General features: G+C 68.6%; 18 protein-coding genes. 6 read left to right on the plus strand and 12 right to left on the minus strand.

What is annotated here, in order from left to right:
• Position 1: 1 nt before the first annotated feature.
• Positions 2–1,060, minus strand: coding sequence for an energy-coupling factor ABC transporter permease (locus ACH4EW_RS19415; RefSeq protein ID WP_398258403.1), 1,059 nt, complete (start codon positions 1,058–1,060; stop codon positions 2–4).
• A gap of 186 nt (positions 1,061–1,246) precedes the next feature.
• Between ACH4EW_RS19415 and ACH4EW_RS19420 the strand changes: the two genes are divergently transcribed.
• Positions 1,247–1,612, plus strand: a complete 366-nt coding sequence (locus ACH4EW_RS19420; protein ID WP_398258405.1) for an SsgA family sporulation/cell division regulator — start codon at positions 1,247–1,249, stop codon at positions 1,610–1,612.
• Positions 1,613–1,802: 190 nt separating this feature from the next.
• Here ACH4EW_RS19420 and ACH4EW_RS19425 read toward each other — a convergent pair whose 3' ends face one another.
• Complete coding sequence (locus tag ACH4EW_RS19425) at positions 1,803–4,046, minus strand: MMPL family transporter (protein ID WP_398258407.1); 2,244 nt, start codon at positions 4,044–4,046, stop codon at positions 1,803–1,805.
• Between the two features lie 115 nt (positions 4,047–4,161).
• On the minus strand, positions 4,162–4,734 hold the full coding sequence (locus ACH4EW_RS19430; protein ID WP_398258409.1) for a TetR/AcrR family transcriptional regulator: 573 nt from the start codon (positions 4,732–4,734) through the stop codon (positions 4,162–4,164).
• A gap of 190 nt (positions 4,735–4,924) precedes the next feature.
• On the opposite strand from ACH4EW_RS19430, the gene ACH4EW_RS19435 reads away from it, so the two are divergent.
• Positions 4,925–8,215, plus strand: coding sequence for a S41 family peptidase (locus tag ACH4EW_RS19435; RefSeq protein ID WP_398258411.1), 3,291 nt, complete (start codon positions 4,925–4,927; stop codon positions 8,213–8,215).
• 83 nt (positions 8,216–8,298) lie between these two features.
• On the opposite strand, the gene ACH4EW_RS19440 is transcribed toward ACH4EW_RS19435, so the two are convergent.
• From ACH4EW_RS19440 to ACH4EW_RS19465, 6 genes are all read right to left on the minus strand, one after another.
• Positions 8,299–9,036, minus strand: a complete 738-nt coding sequence (locus tag ACH4EW_RS19440) for a class I SAM-dependent methyltransferase (protein ID WP_398258413.1) — start codon at positions 9,034–9,036, stop codon at positions 8,299–8,301.
• Between the two features lie 63 nt (positions 9,037–9,099).
• Positions 9,100–10,470 carry a hypothetical protein gene (locus tag ACH4EW_RS19445; protein WP_398258415.1) on the minus strand — a complete coding sequence of 457 codons (1,371 nt, stop codon included), beginning with the start codon at positions 10,468–10,470 and terminating at the stop codon, positions 9,100–9,102.
• 2 nt (positions 10,471–10,472) lie between these two features.
• On the minus strand, positions 10,473–11,237 hold the full coding sequence (locus ACH4EW_RS19450) for a hypothetical protein (protein ID WP_398258417.1): 765 nt from the start codon (positions 11,235–11,237) through the stop codon (positions 10,473–10,475).
• A gap of 39 nt (positions 11,238–11,276) precedes the next feature.
• Complete coding sequence (locus ACH4EW_RS19455) at positions 11,277–11,861, minus strand: hypothetical protein (protein WP_398258418.1); 585 nt, start codon at positions 11,859–11,861, stop codon at positions 11,277–11,279.
• Positions 11,862–12,037: 176 nt separating this feature from the next.
• Positions 12,038–12,337, minus strand: a complete 300-nt coding sequence (locus ACH4EW_RS19460; RefSeq protein ID WP_398258419.1) for a hypothetical protein — start codon at positions 12,335–12,337, stop codon at positions 12,038–12,040.
• 80 nt (positions 12,338–12,417) lie between these two features.
• Positions 12,418–12,927 (minus strand): nucleoside-diphosphate kinase, encoded by a 510-nt coding sequence (locus ACH4EW_RS19465; RefSeq protein WP_398258421.1) that lies wholly within the window; start codon positions 12,925–12,927, stop codon positions 12,418–12,420.
• Positions 12,928–13,332: 405 nt separating this feature from the next.
• Between ACH4EW_RS19465 and ACH4EW_RS19470 the strand changes: the two genes are divergently transcribed.
• Both ACH4EW_RS19470 and ACH4EW_RS19475 read left to right on the plus strand, forming a co-directional pair.
• Entirely contained in the window at positions 13,333–13,992 is a 660-nt protein-coding gene (locus tag ACH4EW_RS19470; RefSeq protein WP_398258423.1) for an NUDIX hydrolase, read from the plus strand.
• The gene (locus ACH4EW_RS19475; protein ID WP_398258425.1) at positions 13,989–14,402 is read left to right on the plus strand and encodes an NUDIX hydrolase; all 414 of its coding nucleotides are present in this window, start codon (positions 13,989–13,991) and stop codon (positions 14,400–14,402) included. Before ACH4EW_RS19470 ends, ACH4EW_RS19475 begins: the two co-directional genes overlap by 4 nt.
• 310 nt (positions 14,403–14,712) lie before the next feature.
• Here ACH4EW_RS19475 and ACH4EW_RS19480 read toward each other — a convergent pair whose 3' ends face one another.
• Genes ACH4EW_RS19480 through ACH4EW_RS19490 form a run of 3 tightly spaced genes read right to left on the minus strand, consistent with a single transcriptional unit; the run spans position 14,713 to position 17,566 of the window.
• Positions 14,713–15,327, minus strand: coding sequence for a NifU family protein (locus tag ACH4EW_RS19480; protein ID WP_398258427.1), 615 nt, complete (start codon positions 15,325–15,327; stop codon positions 14,713–14,715).
• Complete coding sequence (locus ACH4EW_RS19485) at positions 15,324–17,261, minus strand: ferrous iron transporter B (RefSeq protein WP_398258429.1); 1,938 nt, start codon at positions 17,259–17,261, stop codon at positions 15,324–15,326. Before ACH4EW_RS19485 ends, ACH4EW_RS19480 begins: the two co-directional genes overlap by 4 nt.
• The gene (locus ACH4EW_RS19490) at positions 17,258–17,566 is read right to left on the minus strand and encodes a ferrous iron transport protein A (RefSeq protein ID WP_398258431.1); all 309 of its coding nucleotides are present in this window, start codon (positions 17,564–17,566) and stop codon (positions 17,258–17,260) included. The genes ACH4EW_RS19485 and ACH4EW_RS19490 overlap by 4 nt, the downstream gene beginning before the upstream one ends.
• A 593-nt stretch (positions 17,567–18,159) precedes the next feature.
• On the opposite strand from ACH4EW_RS19490, the gene ACH4EW_RS19495 reads away from it, so the two are divergent.
• Together ACH4EW_RS19495 and ACH4EW_RS19500 are read left to right on the plus strand one after the other, a co-directional pair.
• Positions 18,160–18,738: a hypothetical protein gene (locus ACH4EW_RS19495; RefSeq protein ID WP_398258433.1), complete on the plus strand. Its 579-nt coding sequence runs from the start codon at positions 18,160–18,162 to the stop codon at positions 18,736–18,738.
• 8 nt (positions 18,739–18,746) lie between these two features.
• Positions 18,747–19,496 carry a hypothetical protein gene (locus ACH4EW_RS19500; protein WP_398258435.1) on the plus strand — a complete coding sequence of 250 codons (750 nt, stop codon included), beginning with the start codon at positions 18,747–18,749 and terminating at the stop codon, positions 19,494–19,496.
• Positions 19,497–19,932 lie beyond the last annotated feature (436 nt).

Raw genomic sequence — 19,932 nt, forward strand, 5'->3', positions numbered from 1 at the left:
GTCAGGCGGATTCCGGGGTCCGTGCGGTGCCTGCGGGCGCGTCCGGTGTGCGACGGCGGCGGACCGCGTAGAAGACCCCGCTGCCGACCACGATCGTGGCACCGACACCGATCACTCCGGCGAGGCCGCCGGAGATGCGGGCGTTGGACACGTCCTTGACGCCGTAGTCGGCGAGGGGGGAGTCCTTGGCGGCGTGCTCCTCGGTCTTCTTGTCGATGCCCTGGTCGGCGGCGACCTTCTCCAGGCCGTCGGGGCTGGCGGAGGCGTAGAAGGAGACGAAGCCCGCCAGGACGAGGGCGGTGACCAGGCCGGTGGCCCAGATGCCGCGGGTGGAGCGGGCGGCGACCGGGGCGACGGGCTGCAGGGCGGGTGCGTCGACGAGTTCGCCGTCGACGCGCAGCTTGAGCGGGGCGGTGAGTCCGCGGGCGCCATGGACCAGATCGGGGCGCACGGCGACGACGGCGCCGACGGTCAGCGCGGTGATCACGGCCTCGCCGATGCCGATGAGGACGTGGACTCCGACCATGGCGGTGAAGACCTCGCCGATCGGGATGTCGGTGGTGCCGCCGATCCAGTAGAAGAACGTGAAGGCGCCGGCCGCGGCCGGTACGGAGACCAGGGCGGCGACGAAGGACGCGGCCGTCACGGAGCGGCGGGTCCGCGGCAGGACGCCGACCAGCCCGCGGAAGAGGGCGTACGCGACGACGGTGGTCACGACGCCCATGTCGAGCACGTTCACGCCGAGCGCGGTGAGGCCGCCGTCGGCGAAGAGGATGCCCTGCATGAGCAGTACGACGGATATGCAGAGCACCCCGGTGCAGGGCCCGACCAGGATCGCGGCGAGCGCTCCGCCCAGCAGATGCCCGCTGGTGCCCGCGGCGACCGGGAAGTTCAGCATCTGTACGGCGAAGATGAACGCGGCGACGAGGCCCGCGAGCGGCGCGGTGCGTTCATCCAGTTCACGGCGGGCGCCCCGCAGGCTGACGGCGACGGCACCCGCGGCGGCGACTCCGGCGGCGGCGGAGACGGGTGCGTCGATGAATCCGTCGGGTACGTGCATGGGGGACTCCGCTTCCTGCGATCCTGCGCTGTCACGGCGGGTGTCGTGAACCGCTCAATGATAGGACCTTGTTGCAAACCCTTCGCAAGAGCGGATGCGTCACAGCTGAGCTGACCGTTCGACGCGCCCAAAGCGGAAAATATGCGACATTTAATGACGAAGGAGAACGCACAGGAGGAGTCGGCCATGCCCCCCGTGATCCATGAACAGGCCGAAGCCTGGCTCGTCAATGACACCCCCGACCTCCCGGCGGTGCCGGTCGACCTGCTGTACGACGCCGACGCCGACCCGCGAACCGTCCATGTCGCCTTCCCGGGCGGCATCGACTGGGCGTTCAGCCGCGACCTGCTGGAGCGCGGACTGCTCTCGCCGGCCGAACGCGGCGGCGTCCGGGTGTGGCCGTGCGGACGCACGCAACTGGTCGTGGAGCTCCACTCGAAGGACGGCGTGGAGGTGGTTCAGCTCGACAACGCACCGCTGATCCGTTTCCTGGAACGCATCCACGGCGAGGACGTCGACGACGAGGGCGTCGGCACCCACGCGCCCACATGATCCACGCCTGACGCTCATGACCCGCGCCTGACGCTCATGCACGACGGAAGCCCCCGCGCCGCTCGCACGGGGGCTTCCGCCATCGCCCCGGTCCCCGTCCCCACACGTGACCGGCGCGTCCGAAGCCGCTTCCCACTCGAACGCGGCTCCGGAGGCTCGAAGGCCCGGACCGAAGAACCCGGAGAGGCTCTCAGACGCGGCTCAGCTCACGCTCGCCCTCGGCGTCACCGCCGTGTCCGTCGCGGCCGGCGCCGCCCTCGGGCGTCTCGCCGAGCTCCTTGCGCAGCCCCTCGCCCTCCACGTCCACGTTCGGCAGGATCCGGTCCAGCGGACGCGGCAGCCACCAGGCGCGCTTGCCGAGCAGGGCGAGGACCGCGGGCACGATCGCCATCCGGACGACGAACGCGTCGAAGAAGACGGCGATGGCGAGCCCGAAGCCGATCATCTTGATCATCTGCTCGCTGGATCCGATGAAGCCGGCGAAGACGGCCATCATGATCACGGCCGCGGCCGTGACGACCCGGGCACCGTGGTTGAAGCCGGTGACGATCGCCTGGCCGGGCTCCTCGCCGTGGACGTACGCCTCACGCATCCGGGTCACGAGGAAGACCTCGTAGTCCATCGCGAGGCCGAAGACCACACCCACCATGAAGATCGGCATCATGGACATGATCGGGCCGGCCTGTTCCACGCCGAAGAGCGAGCCGAGCCAGCCCCACTGGAAGACCGCGACGACCGCACCCAGGGCCGCGACGACCGAGAGCAGGAAGCCGAGGGCCGCCTTCAGCGGCACCAGCACCGACCGGAAGACCAGCATCAGCAGCAGGAAGGCCAGGCCGACGACGAGCGCCAGATACGGCAGCAGCGCGTCGTTCATCTTCTGCGAGAAGTCGATGTTCATCGCCGTGGAGCCGGTGACCAGGACCTCGGCGCCGGTGTCGGCCTTGATGTCCTTGCCCGTGTCACGGATCGCGTGGACCACGTTCTCGGTCTCGGTGGAGCTCGGCCGGTCCTTCGGGACAACGGTGATCATCGCAGTGTCGCCGGCCTTGTTGAACTGGGCCGGGGTGACGGCGACGACGCCCGGGATGCCGGAGATCTCGTCGGTGACCTGCTTGACCGCGGCCTTGCCGTCGGCGCTGTTCGCGGTGTCCACGACGACCATCAGCGGCCCGTTGAAGCCGGGGCCGAAGCCGTCGGAGAGCAGGTCGTAGGCGCGCCGCTGGGTGGTGCTGGTGGGCTGGGAGCCGTCGTCGGGCAGGCCCATCTCCAGGGACGCGGCCGGTACGGCGATCGCGCCGAGGCCGAGGACTCCGACCAGCAGCACCCACACCGGCTTGCGCAGCACGAACCGCGCCCAGCGGGTGCCCATGTTCGGCTTCGCCTCGGGCCGGCTCTCGTCCTCGGCGGCCTTGCGTACCTTGCTTCCCCTGACCCGCTTGCCCGCGAAGCCCAGCATGGCCGGAACCAGGGTGAGCGCGATGAGGACGGCGATCACGACCGTGCCGGCCGCGGCGAAGCCCATCTTCGACAGCATCGGGATGTTGACGACGGCCAGGCCGACCAGGGCGATGACGACGGTGAGGCCGGCGAAGACGACCGCGGAGCCGGCCGTGCCGACGGCCCGTCCGGCCGCTTCCTCGCGCTCTCGGCCCTCGGCCAGCTCGGCGCGGTAGCGGGAGACGACGAACAGCGCGTAGTCGATGCCGACCGCGAGGCCGATCATCATCGCGAGGATGGAGGTGGTGGAGTCGAGGCCGAGCGGGTTCGCCAGCGCCGTGATCGTCGAGACACCGATACCGACCCCGATCAGGGCGGTGAGCAAGGGCAGCCCGGCGGCGACCAGCGAGCCGAAGGTGATGACGAGCACCACTGCGGCGACCATGACACCGATGACTTCGGTGGCTCCCATCTCCGGTATCACCAGGAGCGCGTCACCACCGATCTCCACGGTCATTCCGCTCTTCTGCGCCGCGTGACCCGCGTCCTTGAGTGCGTCCCGGGTCTCATCGGTCAGCTCCATCGTGTTGACCTTGTAGGACACGGAGACGTACGCCGTGGAGCCGTCCTTGCTGACGGCGCCCGCGGTGTACGGGTCGGTGACCGAGGCGACCTGGTCCGAGCCGGACTTCAGCTCGTCGGCGAGCTCGTTCACCTCGGCCCTGTTCGCCGGGTCCGTCATCTTCTGGCCGTCGGGGGCCTTGAAGACGACCCGTGCGGTCGCGCCGTCGGCGCTGGAACCGGGGAAGCGCTGTTCCAGCAGGTCGAAGGCCCGCTGCGCCTCCGTACCCGGGATCGAGAAGGAGCTGGAGTTGGCGGTGGACGCGGCGGACGCGCCGAATCCGGCGAGTGCCAGCAGCGCCACCCAGATCAGGGCGACGTAGCGGCGGCGCCGGAAGGCGAACCGTCCGAGCTTGTAGAGGAATGTGGCCACGGAGGTGTACTCCCGGTCAGGTCGTGAGTGGAAATGGGCGTGGGGAACCGGCCCGACGACGAGAGCGGCGTGTCAGGTAAGGCTTAAGGAGCGGCGCGCGAGGGGGGCGCGCCGGTCAGACGCCGAGAGCGGGGAGAATCACGGAGTCGACGTAATCGATGAGGTACGCCTGGTCGACGTCAAGGTCCTCGACCAGCTGCCGAGCGGCGAGGGCGCCGATCAGCATGTGCGGTACGTATTTCAGCGCCGGGTTGTCCGGACGCAGCTCACCCCGGTCCACGGCTCGGCGCAGCAGCGTGTCGAGGCCGGTCATCTCCGGCTCGATCAAGAGGTCGCGCAGGGCCTTGAGCAGATCGGGATTGTCGTGGACGGCATGGCTCAGACCCCGCATCAGCGCGGAGTCCTTCTCCATCCGGCAGTCGTCGCCACGGCTCAGTGCGGCGTGGAAGTCGCCGCGCAGCGATCCGGTGTCGATCTCCGCGAGGGACACCGGCTTGTTGTGCCGCAGGGCCTTGACGACCAGCTCGGGCTTGCTCCCCCACTGGCGGTAGAGGGTGGCCTTGCTGGAATGGGTGCGGGCGGCGATGGCGTCCATGGTCAGTGCGTCGTAGCCGACCTCGCGGAGCAGGTCGAGCACGGCGGCGTACAGCTCGCTCTCGCGCTCGGGCGTAAGCCGGGTGCGCGCCATGTGCCGGTCTCCTTCTTCGTGCCTCTGTTCTTCTTCGTGCCTCTGTTCGCGACCATCGCACACCAGTCAATCGAACGAAACTGTTTCGTACACGTCGAAGCTACGCCACCCATCGATCGAAACGAAATCGTTTCGCTTGTGTTCCGCACCACAAGTTGCCGGGGCCCTCTCGCGCGGAAAGCATTGAAGGGTGAGTGACGACCTCGCGTATCTCCGTTTCCCGCACCTCCACCAGGATCTGCTCTGTTTCGCGGCCGAGGACGACCTCTGGGTCGCCCCCCTCGCAGCCGAGGGGCAGCGGACCGGCCGCGCGTGGCGGCTGACCGTCGACCGGACCCGGGTCGGCCATCCGCGGTTCTCCCCCGACGGGAGCCGTATCGCGTACACGACCTGGCGCAGCCTCGACCCCGAAGTCCATCTCGTGGCGGTCGACGGCGGCCCGGCACGGCGGCTCACCTACTGGGGGTCGACGGACGCCCGGGTCTGCGGCTGGACCCCCGACTCTGGCGACGCCTCCCAGATCCTCGCCGTGTCCTCGCACAACCAGCCGTTCTCGCACGTCTCCTGGGCCTACACCCTCCCCACGGACGGCAGCCCCGGCGGCAAGCTGCCCTGGGGCCCGGTCTCCGACATCGCGGTCGCCGACATCGGCGGAGAGCGCCGCACCCTCCTCCTGACCGGGAAACCGCCGCACGAACCGGCCTCCTGGAAGCGGTACCGGGGCGGCGCGACGGGACGGCTGTGGCTGCACGGCAAGCGGCTGCTGCCGGACATCGGCGGCCACCTCGACTCACCCATGTTCGTCGCCGGCCGGATCGCGTTCCTCTCCGACCACGAGGGCGTCGGCAATCTGTACTCCTGCCTGCCCGACGGCAGCGATCTGCGCCGCCACACGGACCACGACGCCTTCTACGCCCGGCACGCGTCCAGCGACGGCAGCCGGGTCGTGTACCAGTGCGCGGGCGATGTGTGGCTGGTGGACGACCTGGAGTCACCGGACGCGGTACCGCGGAAGCTGGAGGTACGGCTCGGCGGGCCGCGCGCCGGACGGCGTACGTACCAGGTGCCCGCCGCCAGCAATGTCGACTCGCTGTCGGTGGACGAAACGGGCCGGGCCAGCGCCGTCTCCGTACGCGGCAGCCTGTACTGGCTCACCCACCGCGACGGCCCCGCCCGGACGATCGCCGACACCCCGGGGGTCCGGGTCCGGCTGCCCGAGATGCTCGGCAGCGGCGGCCAGGTCGTCTATGTCACGGACGCGGACGGCGAGGACGCGATCGAGATCGCCTACCTGCCGCGCGCCAGCGGCGACCGCGCGCCGCGCCGGCTGGCGTCCGGGCAGATCGGCCGGGTCCACGAGCTGGTCGCCGACCCGGACGGCGAGCGCCTGGCGATCGCGACGAACGACGGGCGGCTGCTGCTCCTGGACACCGACGAGGAGACCTCCACCGGCGAGCCCGTGGAACTGATCCGTTCCATCAACGGCCCGGTCCGCGACATGGCGTTCTCCCCGGACGGTGCCTGGCTGACCTGGTCGCACCCCGGCATCGGCCGTTCCCTGCGCCAGATCAAGCTGGCCCGCATCCTGGGCACCGGCTCCCCGGTGATCGTCGATGTCACCAACGGCCGCTTCGAGGACGAGAATCCCGTCTTCACGGGCGACGGCCGCTACCTCGCCTTCCTCTCCTGGCGCGGCTTCGACCCGGTGTACGACGTCCACACCGGCGACCTCTCCTTCCCGCTGGGCTGCCGCCCGTACCTGGTACCGCTCTCCTCGGCGACGCCCTCCCCGTTCGCCCTGTCCCCCGAGGGGCGCCCGGCGGCGGGCGGTCTCGACCCGGTCGCCGACATTCCGGAGACCGGTGCGGGCGAGGGGCCGTCGACGGTCAGCGTCGAGTTCGAAGGCCTGGAGAACCGGGTGACGCCGTTCCCGGTCTCCGCGTCGAAGTACTCGGCCCTGTGTCCGGTGAGCGGCGGCGGGCTGGTCTGGCTGCGCTGGCCGATCTCGGGCGCGCTCGGCGAGACGTTCGCCAACCCGGCGGACCTGTCGGGCCGTCCCACACTGGAACACTTCAACATTTCCAAGGCCCGGAAAACCGAACTCGTGGGCCATCTGGACTGGTTCGCGGTCAGTGGCGACGCGACGCGACTGGTCGTCATGGACGAGGGCGAGCTGCGCGCCGTACCGGCCACCGAGATCGCCGACAGCGACACGACGGTCTACCTCGATCTGCGCCGCATCCTGCACGAGGTCGACCCGGCGGCGCAGTGGCGGCAGGCGTACGCGGAGGCCGGCCGCATCATCCGCGCCTACTTCTGGGAACCGGACATGTGCGGCATCGACTGGGACGCGGTGCTCGACCAGTACCGTCCGCTGGTCGAACGGGTCGCCTCCCCCGACGAGTTCGCCGATCTGATGCGGGAGGTCCTGGGCGAACTGGGCACCTCGCACGCGTATGTGACACCGGCCCGCCGCAACGAGGGCCCGCCGCACTACCAGCGGGCGATCGGCCTGCTCGGCGCCAACCTGGTGTGCCGGGACGGCGACTGGACGATCCGGCGCATCCTGCCCGGCGACTCCTCCGACTCCAAGGCCCGTTCCCCGCTGGCCGGTACCGGCATCAGGGCGGGCGCGGTCCTCACCCATGTCGACGGCCGCCCGGTCGACCCGGTGGCGGGGCCCTACCCCCTGCTCTCCGCGGCGGGCGGCACCACGGTCGAGCTGACCTTCCGGCCCGCCGAGGGCGAGGGCCTCTCCCGCCGCGTCGCGGTCGTCCCGCTGGTCGACGAACGGCCCCTGCGCTACCAGGACTGGGTGGCCAAACGCCGGGAAGTCGTACGGGAGTTGAGCGGCGGCAAGTGCGGGTATCTGCACATCCCCGACATGGGCGGCTCGGGCTGGGCCCAGTTCAACCGGGACCTGCGCATGGAGGTATCGCGCCCGGCCCTGATCGTCGACGTACGCGGCAACGCGGGCGGCCACATCAGCGAGTTGGTGGTGGAGAAACTCACCCGCACGATCCTCGGCTGGGACCTGACCCGCAACGCCCAGCCGGTCAGTTACGCCTCCAACGCACCCCGTGGCCCGGTGGTCGCCCTGGCCGACGAGGCGACGTCCTCCGACGGCGACATGATCACCGCCGTGTTCCGCCTGCTGAAGCTGGGCCCGGTGGTGGGCCAGCGGACGTGGGGCGGCGTGGTCGGCATGACCGGCCGCCACCGGCTGGGCGACGGCACGGTGATCACCGTCCCGATGAACGCCGCCTGGTTCGACACATACGGCTGGTCGCTCGAGAACTACGGCGTCGAACCGGACCTGGAGGCCCTGCGCACCCCGCTCGACTGGGCCGAGGGCCGGTACGCGGTACTCGACGACGCGGTACGGGTGGCTCTGGACCTGCTCGCCGCACACCCGGCGGCCACCCCGCCGACGTACGACAACGTCCCCGACCGGCGGCGCCCGCCGCTGCCGCCGAGGTGACCGGACTCCGGTACGGGGCGGGGAGCGGAAACGGGCGAACCCCCGCAACGACGCTCGGGACTCGCCGACTGCCACGTGGGGCGCTACTTCGTGGCAATGACGTAAACGCTGCCCCATCGGCGCTTCGGGTTGGCTGTGGAGGGGTCGAACGTCCAGGGTTCGACGGTGGTAAAGCCGGCCTCTGTAAAGAGCTGGACGAGCTTCTCGTGGTCGTACGCCCACAGGTGCGGGGTGTACGTGGGGTCGTCGTCCTGGTCGCGGAAGACCAGGTTGACGAGGTCGAGGCGGGTGTTGATGTCACCGAGGCAGTCGCGCTTGGCGTAACAACGCTCGATCGTCTTGTCGGACGCGCCCAGCGGGCGGGGGTAGAAACTCAGGGCGAAGGCGGCGTCGGGAACGCCGGTGATAATCCGGCCGCCCGGCACGAGCACGCGGTGGGCCTCGATGACGTAGTGCTTGGCCGAGCGCGGGTAATCGATGTGTTCCAGGAAGTGCTCGGAGAAGATCTCGTCGGTGCTGTCGTCCTGGAGGGGGATGCCCTCGCGGATGTCCCAGAGGAGGTCGGCCGGCGGGACGAGGTCGATGTTGAAGAAGCCGTCGATGCGGTGGGCCCCGCCGCCGATCTGGACCTTGGCGGGCTTGTCGTCGATACGACCGTTGGGACAGGTGCGCCGGCTGGCGTGGTGGTAGCGGTGGAGTTCGATCTCCTTGGCGGCGGCCCGGAGGGTGCGGGCGAGGCCGTGGGTGGTGGCGGGGTCGGTGAGAACGGAGGCGATCTGTTCGCCGAGGAAGTCGATGGCGGGCATGCCGGAGGGGCTCATCACGGGTCTCCTGCGTGTGAGGTTGCTTGGGGTGGGGTGGGCCGCGGGTGGCGGCGGCGCTGATCAGGCGGCGCTAGGCGCGGAGGCGGTCCACTGGTTGTTGCGCATGAGGGTGTACTTGATGTCGACCAGCCGCGGGGCGATGGTCAGCGAGAGCTCTTCGGCCGAGTGGAGGTGGCCGGCATCGTCCTGCTCAGCGCGCCAGACGCGGTAGTCGAGGTTGGGGTAGGCCGGGTTGATGCCGATCTCGCCCTTGGGCATCGTGCCATTGAACGGGGCGACGATGTCCATGTGGTTCCAGTAGTTCCAGGCTTGCAGCGCCTTGTACTGGTCGAAGTAGAAGTAGAAGTCGGGGTAGCGGCCGAAGGTGCGCAGCTCCCGGTGGATGAGGTGGCCGAGGAGCGGTCCGAGCTGGGTGGCCAGGGAGTCGAACTCCCAGCGCGTGTGGTGCCAGGCTTCGGGGACGTTGCCGGGCGCGAAGAGGCGGGCAGCGACGAGGTAGCTGATCCGCTCGACCAGGTACGCGCTCGCATGGTGGGTGTCGACGGTCGGGTCGACTCGGTGGATGAGCGCGGCCAGCTGCTTCGGACGGGGCCGGAACCTCGCGAGGTCGAACTTGCCGGCCATCGCGGGGAAGGAGGCGAACAGCATCTCCTTGTACAGCCAGTTGTTCAGCTCGCCGAGCTCGGCCAGGCGCCGGGTGTGGCGGGAGGTCGAGTGGAGCATCAGGTACTCGGCGACCGCTTCAAAGTACAGGTAGCCGAGGATCGGCAGGCGGGGGATCATCTCGGCGTCGACCTGGGTGCCTTGGTAGGCGACGGCGGCAGCGGTGGCGAGGAACGCGGCCGAGTTCTTGACTCGGCTGACGACGGTCTCGCGCAGTTGGTGCCGTTCGTTCTTGCTCAGCAGGTATTCGAGGTGGCTGTAGATCTGCAGGTGGATGAGGCCCAGTCGCAGGTAGTCCACGCCAGCGAGCCCGCGGTACGCCTGTGGCGGGGTGTTGATCTCGAAGATCAGCGGGGTGGGGGCGCGGTCGGTGACGCCGAGCTTGGCAAGGAAGGTCGGCGCTTCCTTGGTCAGGACATAGGCGCCGAGGTTGTGCATGCGGAAGCCCTGGTCGGTCGCGGTGAGCGGCGCGCAGTAGATGCTTCCGACGAGGCAGCCGCCCGACGGGTAGAGCACACCCTGCCGGCTGATCTCCTCCAGGGCGTGGGTGACGTGCAGCAGGTGCAGCTTGCCGTTGCCGCTCAGGGCCTCGAAGAGGGCGTTCTGCCGCAGCAAGTGACCGTTCGGGGTTTCCTCGGCGAGGCGTCGGTCCCAGCCCGCGGCCTGGGTGGCGAGCGGGTCGGTGTAATCGGCGAAGCTGGGTATGAGGGTGGAGTCGAAGAAGGCGTGGGCGTCGGCCCACAGGTGGTAGGCGTCAAGGAAATCCATGGTCAAACCAGGCCCTTCTCGGCGAGCGCGTAACTCACGGCCGCGGTGCCGCTGGACCCGGCGAGGTAGGACCGCTCCGAGACCAGGACCAGGTCGAAGGCAAGGCCGCGCAGCTCGTCGAGGGCGGGCTCGCGGACGTACCAGGCGTCCGGCCACCACTTCAGTTTCGGCAGGCGGTAGCGGTCCAGGGCATCGGCGGCTTTGACCACGTCGGTGATGCGCTCGGCCCGGGCGTGGTCCGTCTTGTCGTCTGCGGTGAACGCCTTGTACGGGACGTCGTGCAGTCGGACGGCGGTAGCCGCCTGCACGATCCGCCGCGGACTGGCGATGAGGCCGAAGCGGCCCCAGACCGTATCGGCGTTCGCGGCGAGCCAGAGGGCCGCGCGGGCGCCATGTCCGCGGTCGTCCTGGTCGTGGTGTCGCTGGCAGTCGTGTACGGCGGCGGCGAGGATCACCGTGGCGGTGTCGTCGTCGTTGAGGCCGTTCGCCTCGGCGAGGACGGCGGCGAGCGCCGCCGTCCTCATGGCGTGCCGGACGCCGTGGAGCGATGTGTACAGCCGGGGGTCCGCCCACCACCGGGTCGGCAGTCCGCCGTGTGCGAGCAGCTCCTTCGACTGCGCGCGCAAGACCGGCGCCGAGGACGGCGGAAGGTCGGGCCTGTTGTCGCTGATCCACGCGATGGTGGCGTGGTCCATGTGCTGGTGGAGCGGGAGCTGCCCACGGGCAGCCAGGTCGATCAGACTTGCGGTCAACGGGGTCGTGCTCACTCGTGCCCACCCCCTTGGTGGTCTCCGCGGTGATGTTCCCTACCGGATCGGCGCGGCCTGCTGTTCGCGCTCCTTGCGCTCCTTCTCGGCGGCCTCGAAGGCTGCCGTGAAGTCGGCCAGCTCCTGCTCCGTCATCAAGGCCACCCCGAGCGCCGAGGCGACGTCCGTGATCTTGGCCTCCGACTCGGCGCGGGCGGCGTCCGAGGCGCCGTCCTCCAGCAGGACCTCGAACTCGGCGTGGTAGCCCCACGCCTCACTCCACTTGACCGCGATCTCAACGCCGTCGAAGCGGAAGTTGTGACGGAAGTTGAACGCCTCGTGCATCGCCGTCTCGAACCCGAGGGCGTTGAACACCTTCACTGCGGCGGGAACGTCGGTGGGCGCGATGGCGAACTCGGTCTCCGCGAAGGCCGCGCCCTGCCCGATCTTGCTCCCCTTGAGGGTGATCTTGGCGGTGCCGGCGGCGGTGTTGTCGGTGACCTTCAGGAGCTGGTCGGGGAGCACGTAGAAGTAAATGTGCTTGTCGTCAGGGCCCAGGTCCTCCCCGTCCGCCTTCAGGCGGGTGGCGAGCTGGTCGTGGACATCCTTGGTGAAGCGGGCGCGCATCTCGATCTCGACGGCCACGGGGCTGCTGCCTCCTCGTTTCAGGCATGGCGAAGCCAGCCGGACCCTGCCGTGCGGGGCTGTCCGGTCGGGCGATCGCTATGGGATTGGTGGTCGAATGGTCGAGCGGGGTGGTCGAGCGGGGTGATGCGGCCGATGCGGGTGCCGGCCGCATCACCCCGGCGGATCGGTGGATGTCAGCCGAGGGTGCCGAAGCGCTCCTCGACGACTCCCGAGTGCAGGTAGGTCGGGAGCTGGACCCCTCCGACCGACGTGCGGCCGGTGGCGACCTGCTCCTCCGTCTCGCTGGGGAAACCCTCCAGCAGACGCAGGCGCTGCTGGGCCCACTCCTGTGACGCGGGCCAGTCGCCCAGGTCGCGGTGGCGCGCTGCCAGGGCGTATGCGGTCTCGGTGGCCGCCCACCGGTCGGTCGCCAGCTCACGCTGGAAGATCGACTCCAGTTCGTCGGTGGAGGCCAGGCGGGTCTGGTTGGTCATGGTGCCCTCTCGGATCAGACGGTCGTGCCCCAGTGGTGATCAACGCTCCGGCGTCCCCGCAGTGACGCCGCGACCCGCTGCTAGTATGTGTAGATTTCGGCAAGCGTCTTGTAGTCCTGCAGCTCGTCCTTGTCGAACCACAGCTCCACCTCCTGCTTGGCCTCCTCTGCGTTGCCGGAGGCGTGCACGAGGTTGGCGACCGCCTTGCCCGAGGCGATGCTGGCCGCAGCGCTGTAGTGCGAGAGATCGCCTCGCACCGTGCCGGCCGGGGCCTGGTTCGGGTACGTGCTGCCGACGATCTTCCGGACGGTGGCGATGGCATCGAAGCCTTCCAGTGCCAGGGCGATAACCGGTCCCTGCTGCATGAAGGTCGACGTGACCTTGTAGACCTCCGCCCCCAACCGTTCCTCAAGGTCGAAGTAGTGCCGGCGGGTGAACTCCTCGTCCATCCACTTCATCTTCGTGCCGACGATCTTCAGCGCGGCATCCTCGAACCGCGTGATGATCCTTCCTGCCAGGCCACGCGCCAGCGCATCGGGCTTGAGCAGGACGAGCGTGCGCTCGACAGTGTGTGCCTGAACCTCGGGCATTGACTCCCTTTCGCCTTGCTAGCAACCGAACATGACGTGCAATCAGCCGTCATCTGCTGAGGTTACCGGCGTCGGCAGGGCGTTTCGGGCGTGCGAGCAACGCCCCGGACGGGTGAACGCTGGCTGGTGTGACCGATCAGCCAACCAGGAGGTCTGATTCGGCCAACTTCTCTGTCTCCACTATCCGCTGGGGGTAGACACCTAGAATCTCCCTGTGGTCATCTGACGCTTTCGCGCCTCTCGTGCGTCTCTCAGGGACTGAGCCTTCGGCGGCTGCTTCCTTGGCCCCTGGTGACTCCGATTCTTCCGGGGCTCTTCTCACACGACCATGAAGTTCCAGTGCAATGGGAGTGCACTTTCGGCGCGCGGATTCCTGCACCGGAGCAGCGACGAGGGGCCAGTCTTGTGGACGTGATCGAGCACTGGAGCGGCCGGTACGCCTGCCTGCTGCAGTCCGCCCTACGGCTCGGCAACGAACAGTTCGCCGCCCACCTGGGCATCGCCGTGCGGACGGTAGCCGCCTGGCACTCCGACGCCTCCGTCGTGCCCCGTATAGAGATGCAACAGCTCCTCGACACGGCCCATGAGCATGCTCCTCCGGCTGCGCGACAGCGGTTCGCGCTCCTGCTGGCGAAGGAACGGGCCCCAGCGGACTCCACGCCGCCAGGTGCGCAGGCTCTGCGAGTGGCCATCGCGGTGGTCGTCCGCGACGGCGATGTCCTTCTGGTGTGCCGACGGGACGGCGACGCTGCTGGAATCACGTGGCAGTTCCCGGCCGGCGTCATCAAGCCGGGAGGCCAGGCGGAGACCACCGCCGTGCGGGAGACCTTGGACGAGACAGGGGTCCACTGCGCGGTCCGGCAGCACCTCGGGAACCGGCTCCACCCCGTGACCGGCGTGGTGTGCGAGTACTTCCTGTGCGAGTACCTGGCCGGCGAGGCCACCAACAGCGACGCGGCCGAGAACATCGACGTCATGTGGGTAGCCGGAAACGCGGTGCCCCGCTTCATCCCCGCCGATACGATCTTCCCACCCATCCTGGCCGTTCTGGAGGAGCAGACGTGACGCAGCAGAACACGGACGAGCGTCCGGGCATCGCCGCAGCCATTGTGGTGAACGAGGGGCGTGTGCTGATGGTGCGCCGCCGGGTCAGAGAGGGACAACTCTCCTGGCAGTTCCCGGCCGGAGAGGTCGAGCCCGGCGAAACCCGTGAGGACGCTGCTGTGCGGGAGACCGAGGAAGAGACCGGGCTGACCGTGGGGGCGGTGAAGCTGCTCGGCGAGCGGGTCCACCCGAAGACGGGCCGACTGATGTCGTACACCGCTTGCGACGTGTTGGGCGGTACGGCACACGTCGCGGACACCGAGGAACTGGCCGAACTGGCCTGGGTCTCCCACGGCGAGATCCCGCAGTACGTACCGTACGGACTGTTCGAGCCGGTACAGGACTACCTCGACGGGGCCCTGCCGTCCTGAGCGGTCCCCTCGGCCAGGTCATGGGAGCGGGGGCGCGCATTGTGGTGGTCGGGACTGGGTGGCAGGGACATCGTTACGCGTGATCGCCGACCAGGTGCCCGCCGGTATCACGTTGGTCCCGGCTGAGGGCGGGCAGCTTTTGCCCGGATTCCTTTCTTTCCTGATCGTGGCAACCTCGTCGTCTGCGCCACACAGAGCGTTTTCCAAACGCCGACAGGGACCCGCCGCCGCCCGCCGCTACCGTCGAGATGACCCCGTCCCCGGGCATAGCCCGCGGTAGCCGTGCGCCGCCTGCCGGCCGGGGCAACCGCTACGGCCGGCCCGTCACCGCCCCTTCCCCGGGCGGACACGCGCCGCGGCGACGCAGGGTGAGCCAGGTGCGCCTCGCCGCCTTGCCGGGCTCCTCCGTGGCCCGCAGTTCGACCAGATCGGGGAACCGGTCACGCAGCGCCGACTCGAGGCGCGAGTGGAGGGTGAACCCGGCGGCCGGGCAGTGCGTGCAGGTGCCCGCCATCCGCACCTCCACGCGCCGGTCGTGGGCGGATACGACCGTCACTTCGCCGCCGTGGGAGCGGATGTAGTCGCCGAGGGATCCGTCCAGGACGTCGTGCAGCGCGGCACGCAGCACGTCGTCCTCGGTGACCACGGCGACCGGCCGCCACCGCCGGGGGTGCCGCAGCGCGGCGCCGAGCGCGTCGCGCACCCGTGCTCCGGCGCCGGACCAGCTCCGGCCGTCGGCGAGCCGGATCACCACGGCCTGTGTCTCCACCTCGATGGAGACGACGTCCTCGGAGTGCAGCATCTCCCCGAGCTCGTCCGGTGCCTCGGCGATCTCTCCGACGACCGGCAGCGTGCCGGCGGGGACGACCCAGCGGACGGTCTGCGGGTCGGCCGTGGCCTCGGGATGCATGGGGACGACACTCATGTCAGCTGGTCCACGACGGTGTGCGTCAGGAAGGCCATGGTCCAGGCCAGCACGAACATGTAGCCGAAGGCGACCGCGGGCCATCTCCACGAGCCGGTCTCACGGCGCATGACCCCGATGGTCGACATGCACTGCAACGCGTAGACGAAGAAAGCCAGCAAGGCGGCCGTCGTGGCCGGGGTGAAGACCTTCTGCCCCTTGTGCGGCCCGTCGGTGTAGGTCATCTCCGCCAGGGCCTCGGCCGGCTCGTCGGGGTTCTCGGCGGCGGCGACCTGGCCGAGGGTCGCGACGAACACCTCGCGGGCGGACAGCGATCCCAGCACGCCGATGTTGATCCGCCAGTCGAAGCCGAGGGGCGCGAAGACGGGTTCCATGGCGCGACCGATCTCGGCGGCGTAGCTGTGGTCGACCTCGTAGGCCGAGACCGCGGTCCGGTCGGCCGGGTCGACCCCGGCGGAGCGCAGTTCCGCATCGCTGTGCATGGGCAGGCTGAGCAGCAGCCACAGCCCGACGGTGACGAGCAGGATGATCTTGCCGACCTTGTACAGGAAGCCCTTGCACGCGCTCCAGACGGCTTCGGCCACCGACCGCAGGCGCGGCAGCTGGTAGGACGGCATCTCCATGTAGAACGGCAGCACCGGCCCGCCCCGGCCGCTGAACCGTTTGAAGACCCAGGCGGTCACCATGGCGGAGAGCGCGCCGACGAGGTACAGGGCGAACATGACGACGCCCTGGGCGCCGAAGGGACCGACCCTGGCATCGGGGCTCACCAGCATGCCGATCAGCAGCACATAGACCGTCAGTCGCGCCGAGCAGGTCATCAGCGGCGCGCCCATCATGGTCGCGAAGCGGTCTCTGGCCGACGGGAGGGAACGGGTCGCCATGATGCCCGGGACGGCGCAGGCGAGAGAGGAGAGCAGCGCGACGAACGCCCGGCCCTCCAGCCCGGCCTTGGCCATGAGCCGGTCCATCAGGAATGCCGCGCGGGAGAGGTAGCCGCTGCCCTCCAGCAACGAGATCATGAGGAACAGCAGGGCGATCTGCGGCAGGAAGACCAGTACGCTGCCCACGCCACCGATCAGGGCGCTGCTGAGGAAGCCGGAGAGCAAGCGGTTCGAGACATGCTCGGTGACCAGCGTGCCGAGCCAGTCGAAGACGCTCTGCACCGCGTCCTGCAGCGGTGCCGCGACGGTGAAGATGACCTGGAAGAACGCGAACATGGTCGCGAAGAAGATGAGTGTGCCCCACAGCGGGTGCAGCAGCACGGCATCGATGCGCCGCGTGCGGTGATCGACCTCGGGCACCTCGTAGCCCGCGCTCTGCAGCAGCGACTCCACCCAGGCGCGCCTCTGCGAGGGATCGCTGGGCGGCGGGACGACCGGCCGCTCCCATGCGGACCGGTCGAGCAGCATGGACTGCAACTGCGCCAGGTCGTTGCGCGACCCGCTCGTCACCCCGACGACCGGCACGCCCAGAGCACGCCGGAGGGCCGCGATGTCGAGGGTGCCGCCGCGACGGGTCAGCTCGTCACGGAAGGTGAGCACCACACAGATCGGCAGGCCGGTCTGCATGGCCTGGGCGAGCAGCCCGAGGGAACGACGCAGCGTCGTCGCGTCAATCGTGACGAGAATCCCGTCGGGCGTACCGATGTCAGGATTGTTCGGGTCGAGCACGTCGGCGACGACCTGCTCGTCCGGGCTGATCGGGTCGAGACTGTAGGTGCCGGGCAGATCCTCGATGACCACCTCGTGCTTGCCGACACGCGCCACCCCCTCATAGCGCGCGACGGTCACTCCGGGGTAGTTGCCGGTCTTGGTCCGCAGGCCGGTCAGGGCATTGAAGAGCGTGCTCTTGCCCGAGTTCGGGCTGCCGACCAGAGCCAGGCGCGTCTCGCCGGTGACCGTCCGGGTCTCCGGACCGCAGTGCGCGCTCACGCGTCGCGCCGTACGTGGATGCCCGCGGTCTGTGCTTTGCGCAGCGCCACCTCGTAGTCCGCGACCCGGAGAACGACAGGGTCACCGAGCGGCGCCTTCCTCAGCACGGTGACCTCCGCACCGGGGGCGAACCCGAGGTCGAACAGGCGTCGTGCGGTGCTCGGCTCGACCGACTCGTCGATGTCGGTCACCCGGCCGCTCATCCCCGGGCGCAGATCGGCCAGTCGCGCGTCCGGCGCGGACTCCACCGGCACGGACGGGCCGTCCTTCCGGTGCGCATCCGACTGCACTGAGACCTTTGACATCCTCACCACCGCGACCACCTGAGCGTCCGAGCGACTTATTAGGGAAGGCAAACCTTTTATCCCGATACAGGAATATAGCCCCCGTCCCCTCTGCCCCCACGTCGCCCCCTCGACACGCCGCGACGGCCCCCACCAGGGGCTCCGCGCCCCCGTCCCGCATCCGTGCCCGCACTCGCACCGGTGCGGGTGCGGGCGATCCGCCTCATGTGATGTCGCGGCGACCCGTCACGCGGTGTCTTGATGCCAATGGGTCAGCGAGGCTGGAGGCATCCGCCAAGGCACTTATGGTGATTCTTGCCTCATCATCTCCATATCCCATTCGACCCGCCGACACAGATCATTGAGACAGGTAAATGCCACTATCAAGCCCCTTCCTATTTTTCTTGTGATTCCAGAGATATTCACTGATTCCTGAGTGCCTGATGTGCGGAGCAAATCACCTGGTGCCCCGGAATGGGAGTTCGGGTGCTCAGGAATATTCCTCTGGCATGCTTGACCGTCGGTGACCGCCTCCCTATGCTGAGTCCGCATATTCTCGGCGAATTCAAGCAGGGGGGATTTTGTTCAGGGTCCGAGGCATAAGAAGCGGCGTTTTGCGCGCGTTCCGCACGAAAGCCGTGGCGGTGACGACTGGAGTTTCCCTCTTCGTCGGCATCGGAGCAGTTTTTGCGGCACCGGCGCAGGCGTATTCACATCTGTGCGGAAAGTTCTACGGAATCGGGAAGAACGGCCCGATATCGTACCGGTATTACGACATCACGAGCACTTACAATACTGCTTTCGGTGATGCTCAGAGCCGATGGGACGCCACGTCGGCAAACGGGTATTTCAGTAAGCAGCAGAGCAACGGCGACCCCATGGTCGAGGTACGGGACGGCAGTTACAGCTGGAGCGCCTGGGCCACGACTTCATGGCAGGGCTGCACCTTCGGTTACTGGTCCTACAACGAGACCTATCTGAAGTTCAACAGCCGCACCATGAGCAGCCTCACCGCTCGACAGAAGAAGATCGTCGCCGAGCACGAGATCGGACATGCCTACGGGCTCGACCACACCTCTCTTACGTGCAGTAACCCTGGGCCTTCGGTGATGCGCCAGGGGACGGTAAAGTTCGGTTGCGGGGGCGATGGTCCCTGGTATGACGACCTTCAGGGCATCAGGGCCAAGTACTAGGGGGGAAAATGAAAAAGGTTATGGCTGCGTCAGCTATGGCCGCATCGGTGATTCTTTCCACGGCTGCCTGTTCTGCGGGCGGTGCGTCAGGGAAGCTCCACGTCGACGCGGACTACGCGCTCTATTCAAGCATCGAAGAGCTGGCTGCCGAATCCAACGGCGGTTTCCACGTGAAGATGGGCAAGGTCGTCAGCCGGCAGTGTGATGACGGCGGGGAGGCCGTGGAAGGCGGAGGTGAGCCGACCACATCGGGAGAAGACACGGAAGGCGACCCCAACCCCGACCCGAGTGGTACTCCTTCGCCGGAACCCACGTTCACTGAAGGAATGGAGGGCGGGCAGAGTCAGTACGACAACTGCATTCCCATGGTCCTCCAGGAAGCGACAGTCGAATCGATCATCTACACGCCCCCCAAAGCGAGGGGAGTCGACCCCGTTCCTCTGGCCAAGCTACTGGTGGCCAACGTGGATACCGATGCAGCCAATGTCGAGGGTGCCTCGGCACTGCAGCCGGGGTCGTACGTCGTCCTGTACCTCGACGACCTGGTCGGTGCCGAACACCCTGGACTGAATACGGCGGAAGACGTCTGGGTCCCCGTCGGAGGCGAACAGGGAATCCTTGATGTCGACGGGACCACCGTCACCGCACGTTCGGAGAGCATCAAGTCCCTGGCGGCAGGCAATCCTACGAGCCGTCGTGCGAGCGACAAGTTCACCACGACCCTCAGCGAACTGAAGCAATTCGGCAGCCGGGTCTGACCGAGGGCGGGGAGGCGAGGCCTCCCCGCCCTTTCGCATGCGTCGGCCGGGCCGGTATCAGCCTCCCGGTGACTGCGGGCACGACGACGGCGCCCCGAGGAGGACCACCGGGGCGGCACACCGCAGCACTCTCAGCGCGGGTCCATGCGCATGCACCATGTGCGGGGACCGTTGTCAGGGAGGGAAACAGCAACCGTGACCTGGAAACCGAGCCGCTCGTAGAACCGCACGTTCGCCTCGCTGGAGGTCTCCAGGAACGCCGGATACCCAGCACGTCGTCTGGCCACTCCATCCACTCGGGCAGCCTGGGCAGGCCGCCCGCCATGGCCGCACGGCCACCGGCACGGGCACGGCCCACGCCCCGGTCGCCCCTCGGCAACGGTCACACGACCGGGGCAGCGCACGCCGTGATGCACCGGCGGCGAGAAACGTCGGC

This window comes from Streptomyces sp. NPDC018000, assembly GCF_044328025.1.
Lineage (GTDB): Bacteria > Actinomycetota > Actinomycetes > Streptomycetales > Streptomycetaceae > Streptomyces.